Annotated in this window: 14 protein-coding genes; 6 read left to right on the forward strand and 8 right to left on the reverse strand. The window is 64.8% G+C overall.

The window, feature by feature from the left end; all coding sequences use genetic code 11:
• Nucleotides 1-9: 9 nt before the first annotated feature.
• The gene (locus tag Q8Q53_RS11660; protein WP_305701936.1) at nt 10-369 is read right to left on the reverse strand and encodes a PilZ domain-containing protein; all 360 of its coding nucleotides are present in this window, start codon (nt 367-369) and stop codon (nt 10-12) included.
• A 128-nt stretch (nt 370-497) separates the two neighbouring features.
• Complete coding sequence (gene dksA / locus Q8Q53_RS11665) at nt 498-956, reverse strand: RNA polymerase-binding protein DksA (protein WP_305701937.1); 459 nt, start codon at nt 954-956, stop codon at nt 498-500.
• A 369-nt stretch (nt 957-1,325) separates the two neighbouring features.
• Here dksA and Q8Q53_RS11670 point away from each other — a divergent pair, with 369 nt between their 5' ends.
• A complete protein-coding gene (locus tag Q8Q53_RS11670) occupies nt 1,326-1,619 on the forward strand; it encodes a hypothetical protein (RefSeq protein WP_305701938.1) in 294 nt (97 codons plus the stop codon).
• A 23-nt stretch (nt 1,620-1,642) separates the two neighbouring features.
• Here the strand turns inward: Q8Q53_RS11670 and Q8Q53_RS11675 are convergent, their stop codons facing one another.
• Genes Q8Q53_RS11675 through Q8Q53_RS11695 form a run of 5 tightly spaced genes read right to left on the reverse strand, consistent with a single transcriptional unit; the run spans nt 1,643 to nt 4,945 of the window.
• Nucleotides 1,643-2,776 (reverse strand): GNAT family N-acetyltransferase, encoded by a 1,134-nt coding sequence (locus Q8Q53_RS11675; RefSeq protein ID WP_305701939.1) that lies wholly within the window; start codon nt 2,774-2,776, stop codon nt 1,643-1,645.
• Nucleotides 2,777-2,786: 10 nt separating this feature from the next.
• Nucleotides 2,787-3,557 (reverse strand): glycerophosphodiester phosphodiesterase family protein, encoded by a 771-nt coding sequence (locus Q8Q53_RS11680; protein ID WP_305701940.1) that lies wholly within the window; start codon nt 3,555-3,557, stop codon nt 2,787-2,789.
• Complete coding sequence (locus tag Q8Q53_RS11685; protein WP_305701941.1) at nt 3,538-3,999, reverse strand: RidA family protein; 462 nt, start codon at nt 3,997-3,999, stop codon at nt 3,538-3,540. The genes Q8Q53_RS11680 and Q8Q53_RS11685 overlap by 20 nt, the downstream gene beginning before the upstream one ends.
• A complete protein-coding gene (locus Q8Q53_RS11690) occupies nt 3,996-4,625 on the reverse strand; it encodes an HAD family hydrolase (RefSeq protein WP_305701942.1) in 630 nt (209 codons plus the stop codon). The genes Q8Q53_RS11685 and Q8Q53_RS11690 overlap by 4 nt, the downstream gene beginning before the upstream one ends.
• A 2-nt stretch (nt 4,626-4,627) precedes the next feature.
• Nucleotides 4,628-4,945, reverse strand: coding sequence for a DUF3572 family protein (locus tag Q8Q53_RS11695; RefSeq protein WP_305701943.1), 318 nt, complete (start codon nt 4,943-4,945; stop codon nt 4,628-4,630).
• Here Q8Q53_RS11695 and Q8Q53_RS11700 point away from each other — a divergent pair.
• The 5 genes from Q8Q53_RS11700 (at nt 4,932) to Q8Q53_RS11720 (ending at nt 8,561) form a co-directional block, all read left to right on the forward strand.
• Entirely contained in the window at nt 4,932-5,309 is a 378-nt protein-coding gene (locus tag Q8Q53_RS11700; protein ID WP_305701944.1) for a response regulator, read from the forward strand. The two genes, Q8Q53_RS11695 and Q8Q53_RS11700, sit on opposite strands and share 14 nt — an antisense overlap.
• Before the next feature lie 72 nt (nt 5,310-5,381).
• Entirely contained in the window at nt 5,382-5,621 is a 240-nt protein-coding gene (locus tag Q8Q53_RS11705) for an acyl carrier protein (RefSeq protein WP_305701945.1), read from the forward strand.
• A gap of 8 nt (nt 5,622-5,629) precedes the next feature.
• Nucleotides 5,630-6,829 carry an aminotransferase class I/II-fold pyridoxal phosphate-dependent enzyme gene (locus Q8Q53_RS11710; RefSeq protein ID WP_305701946.1) on the forward strand — a complete coding sequence of 400 codons (1,200 nt, stop codon included), beginning with the start codon at nt 5,630-5,632 and terminating at the stop codon, nt 6,827-6,829.
• Between the two features lie 12 nt (nt 6,830-6,841).
• Nucleotides 6,842-7,636, forward strand: a complete 795-nt coding sequence (locus Q8Q53_RS11715; RefSeq protein WP_305701947.1) for a GDSL-type esterase/lipase family protein — start codon at nt 6,842-6,844, stop codon at nt 7,634-7,636.
• A gap of 46 nt (nt 7,637-7,682) precedes the next feature.
• Nucleotides 7,683-8,561 (forward strand): TIGR00730 family Rossman fold protein, encoded by an 879-nt coding sequence (locus Q8Q53_RS11720; protein ID WP_305701948.1) that lies wholly within the window; start codon nt 7,683-7,685, stop codon nt 8,559-8,561.
• A 1-nt stretch (nt 8,562) separates the two neighbouring features.
• Here the strand turns inward: Q8Q53_RS11720 and thiD are convergent, their stop codons facing one another.
• Nucleotides 8,563-9,312: a bifunctional hydroxymethylpyrimidine kinase/phosphomethylpyrimidine kinase gene (gene thiD, locus Q8Q53_RS11725; RefSeq protein WP_305701949.1), complete on the reverse strand. Its 750-nt coding sequence runs from the start codon at nt 9,310-9,312 to the stop codon at nt 8,563-8,565.
• Between the last annotated feature and the right edge of the window lie 97 nt (nt 9,313-9,409).

Here is a 9,409-nt window from a genome sequence, read left to right on the forward strand (position 1 = left end):
GGCGCGTGGTCAGATCTTGCGCAGTTCGCCGACCGGGGCAAAAGTCATGGCGGGCTTGACGAAGCGCGGCGTGCCTTCGCCGGCAACCATGGGTGCGCGCGCCACCTTGGGGTCAATTTCCTCACGGAAGGCGATGCCGAACCGGTTGTCCTGCACCCACGCGACTGATCCTTCGACCCAACCGATGTTGCGGACCTTGATCCAGACCAGCTGCCCGCGCTGCACGCGGATATCGCCTTCGGCCATCAGCCCACCGGATGACAGGTTGCGCACGCGGATCCGCTGTTCGCCGCCCACGCCGTCAATCCGCAATTCAGCCATGACGAACAGGCTGTCGCGTGCGAGCTGCCGATGTTCGTTGTCGCTCATTGCCAGTTCCAACGCTCCGATTGCATTGACCGGGATAGGTCAACATCCAACTCCGGCCGGACTATCCAGTTCAACCTCGCTGAATGATAAACCGGACTGGCAAAAATTCGGTTAACGCCCGTAACCCATTAATCGTCGCGGGAAATTTTCTCACGCCGTTCATGGGCTTCTTGCGCTTCGACGGTCATGGTGGCGATCGGACGGGCCGACAGGCGGCCCAGACCGATCGGTTCGCCGGTTACTTCGCAATAGCCGTATTCGCCTTCCTCGATCCGGCGCAGGGCCGAATCGATCTTGGCGATCAGCTTGCGCTGGCGGTCGCGCGTGCGCAGTTCAATGCCCCAATCGGTCTCGCTCGATGCGCGGTCGTTCAGGTCGGGTTCGCGGATCGGCCCGTCCTGCAGCTGTTGCAGGGTATCCTGCGCGGCGGAGACGATCAGCTTTTTCCATTCCTGCAGCAGCCGCCGGTAGTAATCCAGCTGCGCCCCGCTCATGTATTCGTCGGCCTCGGAAGGCAGATAATCCCCCGCGATGGCCCGTTTGGCCTTGGCCAGGACGTCGATTTCATCGCCCAGAACAGTCGTCATAAACTCTCCACAACCAGACCAGCCGGGCCCATGGGATCCCTGCGGCTTCGGATTTTTCCCGATAGCCTCCCGGTGCCGGTTCGAGCGCGCCTATAGAACTGGGCAAAATCCGGCACAAGCGCCAATCGCCAGATGACTGCAAACGGGGGTCACTGCGCCGTCACATCACGGGCCTATACTTCCCACAGCAGGCTCCCAACCGCATCGGGATACCGCACCAGGGAAGTTTTTAACGTGGGCATTAACCTTTTGTTGACCATGTTCGGGAAGGTTCGGGGTGTCAGCAGGCGCCGCCGCCTGCCGCTTTGGGGGTATCAGACGATGAGCACAGCATGGATCAAGGAGGCCGATTTCCAGGGGCCTTATGCAATGGCCGATGAAACTGCGGAAGACCTGCTGGTCGCCAGCTGCCTGGCCGCTGCCGCGCAAGGGGATATCAGCGCCTACTACGATCTGGGCGTGGCCTATTCGACCGGCAGCCACGGCGTGGACTGTGATCTGATCGAAGCGCACAAGTGGTTCAATCTGGCTGCTGTCGCCGGTCATGCCGAAGCCCAGCTGTGCCGCGCCGACATTGCGGATGAAATGACTGCCCGCGAAATCGCCGAAGCCCAGCGCCGCGCCCGTGAATGGCTGTCCGCTGCAAGCCGCCGCGCCGCCTGAACTCATTTGCCTGAACTTTTTGCCTAGGCCTTCCTGAACGGCGTGCGTTCGCCCAGATAGAGCTGGTCCTGCGCGATTCCGGCGCGTTCCTGCGCCAGAAAATCGGCGACCGCGCTGCGGAAACCCGGATGGGCGATATAATGCGCTGACAACGTCTGCACCGGTTCATACCCGCGCGCCAGCTTGTGCCCGCCCTGCGCCCCGGCTTCCACCCGGGCCAGCCCCAGCGCAATGGCCGCGTCGATCGCCTGATAATAGCACAGCTCAAAGTGCAGGAACGGCTTGTCGACCACCGCCCCCCAATACCGGCCGTAAAGCGCATCCGGCCCGATGAAATTGAGCGCCCCGGCAATCGGTCGGTCCCCGACATAGGCGAGCATCAGCAAGACCTGTTCCGCCATGCGCTGTCCGATCAGGCTGAACGCCGTGCGGGTCAGGTATGGCCGTCCCCACTTGCGTGCGCCGGTATCCTGATAGAACCCCCAGAACGCGTCCCAGTGTTCTTCGCGGATATCCGCGCCGGTCAGGTGGCGGATTTCGACCCCGTCCTGCGCGGTGGCGCGTTCCTTGCGGATATCCTTGCGCTTGCGCGATGACAGCGCGGCCAGGAAATCGTCAAAGCTGGCATAGCCGCGGTTGGTCCAGTGGAACTGGATGTCGCTGCGCACCAGCCACCCTGCGGCCTCGAACAGCGGCAACTGTTCCGGCGCGATGAAAGTGGCGTGGGCCGATGACAGTTCGTTCTGCGCGCACAGCGCTTCTGCCGCGCGCAGCAACGGCTGGGCAAGTTCGGGTGAAGCGGTGAGGATGCGCGGGCCGGTTGCGGGGGTGAACGGCGCGGCGATCTGCAACTTGGGATAGTACCGCCCCCCGGCGCGGTGCCAGGCATCGGCCCAGGCGTGGTCGAACACGTATTCGCCCTGGCTGTGGTCTTTCAGATAGGCGGGCAGCGCGCCCGCCAGCGAGCCATCGGCGCGTTCCAGCACCAGCGGGGCGGGGTGCCAGCCGGTGCCGGGGCCGACGCTGCCCGATTCTTCCAGCGCGGTCAGGAAGGCGTGGGCCAGGAACGGATTGCCTTGCGCCAGCGCGTCCCATTCCGCAGCGTCCAGCGACCCGACCGATTGGGCAACCCGGCAGGTGAAATCGTCTCCGCTCACGCGCTGATGCTCACGCTATCCCGGCGCTCTCCGCGATCGGGGCGTCGGCGTATTCCTCCGCCCGTTCGCGGTGTTCGGCGCTGCGCACGGTCCAGGTCGTGACCGGCAACCCGCGCGCGCGCTGGCGGGCGGCAAAGCGGCTGGGCAGGTCGCGGATGTCATAGGCCAGGAACTCCGGCCGCGCATGCCACAGCGCCAGACGGCGGCGGATCATGCCGGGCAGCGCCTTGGCGTCTTCTTCCGTCACCACCAGCCCGCGCACGGTCAGCGGCGAATGATCGGCAAACCAGCGCACGATCCGGGGATCGAAGCTCATCACCGCGTGCAGCCCCTGATACCCTTCCAGCACCCGCCGCACCGCCAGACACAACTGGCTGACCCGCCCGCCAGAGCTGTCGGGCGACTTGATCTCGATCAGCAGCGGCACCTGGCCCGCCACCTGATCCAGCACCTGCCGCAAGCTGGGGATCGTATCGGTTCCGCCGGTCAACACGATCCGGCCCAGTTCCTCGGCGCTGCGTTCGGCCACCCGGCCGACCTCAGCGGTCAGCCGGTCCAGTTTGGCATCGTGGAACACCATCGCCTGTCCATCGGCTGAGCGGCGAATATCGCATTCGATCCCCAGCCCGCGTGCCAGCGCGCCAGCGAACGCGGCGGGCGAGTTTTCCGGCACGCCGGGCGTGTGCAGCCCGCGGTGGGCAAAGTTCCACTGCTTCAGCCAGGCTACCTTGTCAGGCTGCGGCGGGGGAACCCGCCAGCGATCAAGCAGGGCGAACAGCAACGACCGCGTCCACTTCCACCGCGACGCCCAGTGGCAGAACCGGCACGCCGACCGCGCTGCGGGCGTGCTTGCCGGCTTCGCCAAACACGGCGACCATCAGTTCGGACGCGCCGTTGGCGACCTTGGGCTGGTCGGTGAAATCCGCCGTGGAATTGATGAACGCCCCCAGCTTCACGATCCGTTCCACCCGGTCGAGCGAACCCAGCGCGGCTTTCAGTTGCGCCAGGATCATCAGTCCGCAGGCCTGCGCCCCACGCACCCCGTCTTCGAGCGTCAGGTCTTCGCCCAGCCGCCCTTTGAGCAGCTGGCCATCGACAATCGACACCTGCCCCGAAACATGCGCCAGCCCGCCCGCGATCACCACGGGGACATAGGCCGCGACCGGTGCGGCGGCGGCGGGCAGGGTCAGGCCGAGTTCGGCCAGTTTTGCGTCAATGCTCATGCGTTTTCTCCATGCAGCCGCGTCAGCAGCCAGGGCAGGGCGTGTTCCCAGGTGTCGATCCGCGCGTGGGCGTGACCGGCCTCGAACCCGCAGGTGATGTGCGGTGCCAGCACGGGTTCGCCGCACAAGTGCAGCCGGTCGACGTGCGGGGATATTTCCGCGACGGAGCCATGATGCTGGGCCAGATCGTCGATGAACACCGCACGGCTGGGCTGGTATTCGTCCAGAATGGCTTGCAGCGCCGGGCCTTTCGGCCCCTGATTGGTGAACACCCGCACGTTGATGCCGTGATCGGCCAGCTGGATGCGGCGGGCTTCGTTGTGCTTGTCCGACAGGTTGGTCAGCACGACCACATCGGCATGCTCGGCCAGCGTGTTCATCCCGGCCACGGCCCCGATAATCGGGATCTGGCGGTGCATCTGCGTGTCGAAGAACCCGGTCAGCAACTTCCAGATGTCAGCCGGTTCGACCAGCTCGCCGCTGTCCTTGTAGCGGACCGCGTTGGCAAAATCGTTGCCGATCATCCGGAACGTCACGCCCTGCGTTTCGTCCAGCCACTCGCCGAAGGGCACGATCATGTGCAGCAGCACTTCGTCGCAATCGCTGATGATCAGGGGTTTCGCCATTGTCACAATCTCTCTCGTGCGGCCATCAGTTCGGCTGGCTTCACCGCCAGTTCCTCGGCCGCAGCCACAAGGTCTGGTTCATGGGCGGCCAGAAAATCGAGCACCGCGCCCAGCACCGCCGGGTCGCCCAGCCCGCTGCGCAGATCGTCCACCGTCAGCCCGGTCAGCGCCAGCAACCGTTCGGCGCGCGGGGCATCGCCCAGCACCCAGCCCAGCGCGCCCAGCGCCAGTGCGGCGGCATCTTGGCCGGGGGATTGGGGCTCGCGAAGAATTGTCAGCCTCGTGTGCAGCGGGTAAGCCGGTTCAATGGCAAAGCGCATCCTTGTTGTCGAGGACAACGACCTCAACCGCAAGCTGTTCTGCGACGTCCTGAAAAGCCAGGGCTATGCGGTGGAACCGGTGGCCGACGGGCTGGAGGCGCTGGACCGCGCGCGGCAGTTTGTCCCCAACCTGATCATCATGGACATCCAGATGCCCAACGTATCCGGGCTGGACCTGATCGAAGCGGCCAAGGCCGACGCCACCTTGCGGGCGATTCCCGTGCTGGCCGTCACCGCTTACGCCGGCAAGGGCGACGAGGAACGCATCCGCGACGCCGGGGCCGAAGGATACCTGGCCAAGCCGGTGTCGATCCGGCCGTTCATGGCCGCCGTGAAGGCGCTGGTGGAAAAACCAGCGGGCTAAGCCGCAACTTTCGCCTATATTCCGCCCCATTCATCGGCCAAAGCGCCGCAAACACTTCGGGAGCATACCAAGATGGACCGCGCCGCAACCGCCGAGAAAATCGCCGCGCTGATCGAACCGTTCAACAAGAAGGGCGTGGCGATCACCGATGCCAGCACTTTTGCCGGTGATCTGGAATTCGACAGCCTGACCGTGATGGATTTCGTCGCCGCGATCGAAGATGATTTCGACATCATCATCAGCATGAACCAGCAGGCCGAGATCGAAACCTACGGTCAGCTGATCGATGCCGTCGTGAAGTTGCAGGGATAAGCCAGACCATGACTGACCTGTTTTCCAAATTCGACCCGCTGATCGAAATGCGCGCGGGGCTGCTGGCCACCGGCGTGACCGATCCGTTCGGCATGGTGATGGAAAAGGTGCTGTCGCCGACCGTCGCGGTCTGCAACGGGCGGGAAACGATCCTGCTGGGCACTTACAACTACATGGGCATGACCTTCGATCCCGACGTGATCGAGGCGGGCAAGCAGGCGCTGGACGATTTTGGCGCGGGGACCACCGGCAGCCGGGTGCTGAACGGGACCTATGCCGGGCACCGCGCGGTGGAAGAAGCGCTCAAGGAATTTTACGGAATGGACCACGCGATGGTCTTTTCCACCGGCTATCAGGCCAACCTCGGGATCATCAGCACGATCGCGGGCAAGGGCGATTACATCGTGCTCGACATCGATAGCCATGCCTCGATCTGGGATGGCTGCAAGCTGGGCGACGCCGAAGTCGTGCCGTTCAAGCACAACGATATCGAAGCGATGGAAAAGCGCCTGAAGCGCATTCCCGAAGGCGCGGGCAAGCTGGTCATTCTGGAAGGCGTCTATTCGATGCTGGGTGATATCGCTCCGCTGAAGGAAATGATCCGCGTCGCCAAGGAAAACGGCGCCATGGTGCTGGTCGACGAAGCGCACTCGATGGGCTTCATCGGCCCCAACGGGCGCGGCGTGGCCGAGGATCAGGGCTGTCTGGATGACGTCGATTTCGTGATCGGGACGTTCTCCAAATCGGTCGGCACGGTCGGCGGTTTCTGCGTTTCGAACCATCCGAAGTTTGAAATCTTGCGGCTGGTCTGCCGCCCGTACGTATTCACCGCCAGCCTGCCGCCCAGCGTGGTGGCCACGGCCTGCACCTCGATCCGCAAGCTGATGCACGCGGGCAACAAGCGTGCGCACTTGTGGGAAAATTCCAAGGTTCTGCATCAGGGACTGAAGGACAAGGGCTTCCAGCTCGGCACCGACACCCCGCAAAGCGCGATCATCGCGGTGATCATGCCCGATCTGGAACGCGGTGCGGCGATGTGGGAAGCGCTGCTGAAGGAAGGGCTCTACGTCAACCTCGCCCGCCCGCCCGCCACGCCGGCCAACATGACCCTGCTGCGCTGCTCGCTGTGCGCTGAACATAGTGCAGAGCAGGTCCAGACGATCATCGGCATGTTCGAACGCGCCGGCAAGGCGGTCGGGATTATCTGAAGCGCCACGTTGATGAACAATCCTCGCCTCCGGATCGCCGTGCTGGCCCTGCTGCTGGGGCTGGCGCTGGCGGTCTGGTATTGGCGTTCGGACCTCGACCCGCGTCCCGGGGTGCAGATGGCGGACCAGCCGTGCCCGCCGCCCGCCAGCCAAGCGGATGAGGTCAAGCCGGTGAGGTTCGACTGGGTGGAGCTATGCCGCTACACCCATGAAAACGCCCGCCTGCTGGCCAGCGGCGCGCCGGTCGACGTGGTGTTCTTTGGCGATTCGATCACCGAATACTGGGCGGCGGCGGACCCCACGTTCTTTACCGGGGGGCGGATCAACCGGGGGATTTCCGGCCAGACCAGCCAGCAACTGGTGCTGCGCTTCCGGCAGGATGTGCTGGGGCTGAAACCCCCAATCGTGGTGATGCAGGCCGGGGTCAACGACATCCTGGGCAACACCGGGCTGATCGGGTCGGACGCCTTCGTGGCCAACTTCGAAACACTGATCGATCTGGCGCAGCTCCACGGGATCGCGGTGGTGATCGGCGGGCTGCCGGCCGCGTCCGGCATTCCGGGGCGGGACGATATCGACGCGACCGCGCGCACCGCCGATCTCAACCGCCGACTGCGCGATCTGGCGCAGCGGCGCGGCGTGGGCTTTGCCGACTATCACGCCGTATTGGCACGACCGGATGGCCGCCCGCGCGCCGGATTGTCGGATGACGGCGTCCACCTGACCCCGGCGGGCTATGCCGCGATCCGCCCGGTGGCCGAACGCGCCGTGGCCGATGCCCGCGCCCGCCTGCCCGGCTCGGCCTGACGCTGATCCTTTGACAGCGGCGCGGCGCACGGGCAAGTAAGGCCGAATGACTGAAGAAGAACAGGAAAAGCGCCTCAATCGCCGCCGTTTCTACAAGGCTGAGCAAGAGGCTTCGTTTGTCGAAGCGCAAGATCAATCGACCCCGCAAACCCGCAGCCCGGCCTACAAGCTGGCCTTCCGCGACACCGACTTTCTGCTGCGCGAGGAACTGCGCCCGGTGCGGTTCCAGCTGGAATTGCTGAAATGCGAAATGTTGCTGGAAGAGGCGAACATCGGCTCCACGCTGGTGTGCTATGGCTCGGCCCGGATCCCCTCGCCCGAAGCGGCGGCGCAGCTGGTTGCCGATGCCCCGCCAGAGCGCAAGGCCGTGGCCGAGCGGCTGGCGGCCAAGGCCCAGTATTACGAAGAAGCGCGCAAGCTGGCCCAGCTCGCGTCCAGCTGCGGGATCGTTGAAAAGGGCATGCGCCAGTTCGTGGTTTGCTCCGGCGGCGGGCCGTCGATCATGGAAGCGGCCAATCGCGGCGCGGTGGAAGCCGGGGCGGAGACCATCGGCCTCAACATCGTCCTGCCGCACGAACAGGCCCCCAACAGCTATGTCACCCCGCGCCTGGCGTTCCAGTTCCACTACTTCGCGCTGCGCAAGATGCATTTCCTGTTGCGGGCCAAGGCGGTGGCCGTGTTCCCCGGCGGGTTCGGCACGTTCGATGAATTCTTCGAACTGTTGACCCTGATCCAGACCGGCAAGATGAAGCCGATCCCGATCCTGCTCTATGGCAAGGAGTTCTGGACCAAGATCATCGATTTCGAGGCGCTGGCCGACGAAGGCGTGATCAACCACGCCGACCTGAACCTGTTCCACTGGGTCGAAACCGCCGAGGAAGGCTGGGCCAAGATCGTCGAGTTCTACGATCTGGAAGGCTGTTAGGTCAGCCCCGCGCTTCGTGGTGCCCCATCGGGCCGTGCCCCGCGCCGAACCCCGGTGCGGCGCGCAGGGCGGAGCGGACGAACAGGCGCGCGCGGTCGACCGCTTCGGACAGGGGCAAACCGCGTCCGATGTAAGTGGCAATGGCGCTCGACAGGGTGCAGCCAGTGCCGTGGTTGTGGCGGGTGTGGATGCGGGTTCCGGCCATGACGTGCGGCGCCTCACCGGGGATCATCAGTGTGTCTTCCACCCGCTCCCCCTCAGCGTCGCCGCCTTTGGCGAGATAGGCGACGCCGCGCGCCATCATCGCCGCATGCCCGCCCAGCGCAGCCAGTTCGGTGACGTTGGGCGTGGTCAGCACCGCGAGGCGCATCAGCCGTTCGAACCCGGCAATCGTTGCGGCATCGGCCAGCGCCGCGCCGCTGGTGGCGACCATCACTGGATCGAACACGACTGGCACTCGCAGCGCCTCCAGCCGGTCCGCCACTACGGCGGCAATCGCGGGAGAGCCGAGCATCCCGATCTTCACCGCGTCGACGCCGATATCGCTGGTGCAGGCATCGATCTGCGCTGCGACCAGCGCTGGCGACAATGCTTCAACCGCGGTGACCCCCAGTGAATTCTGCGCGGTGATCGCGGTGATCGCGGTCATCGCATAGCCGCCCAGCATGGTGATCGTCTTGATATCGGCCTGAATGCCCGCACCGCCGGAGCTGTCGGAACCGGCAATGGACAGGATACGGGGCGGGGACATGGCGGCTACTTAAGCTACCCTAACCGTTCGTGTCGAGCGTAGTCGAGACACCCCGCGCCGGCGTGTCTCCACTACGCTCGACACGAACGGGTAGGGT

The organism is Novosphingobium sp., assembly GCF_030699305.1.
In the GTDB taxonomy this organism is placed as follows: Bacteria; Pseudomonadota; Alphaproteobacteria; order Sphingomonadales; family Sphingomonadaceae; genus Novosphingobium.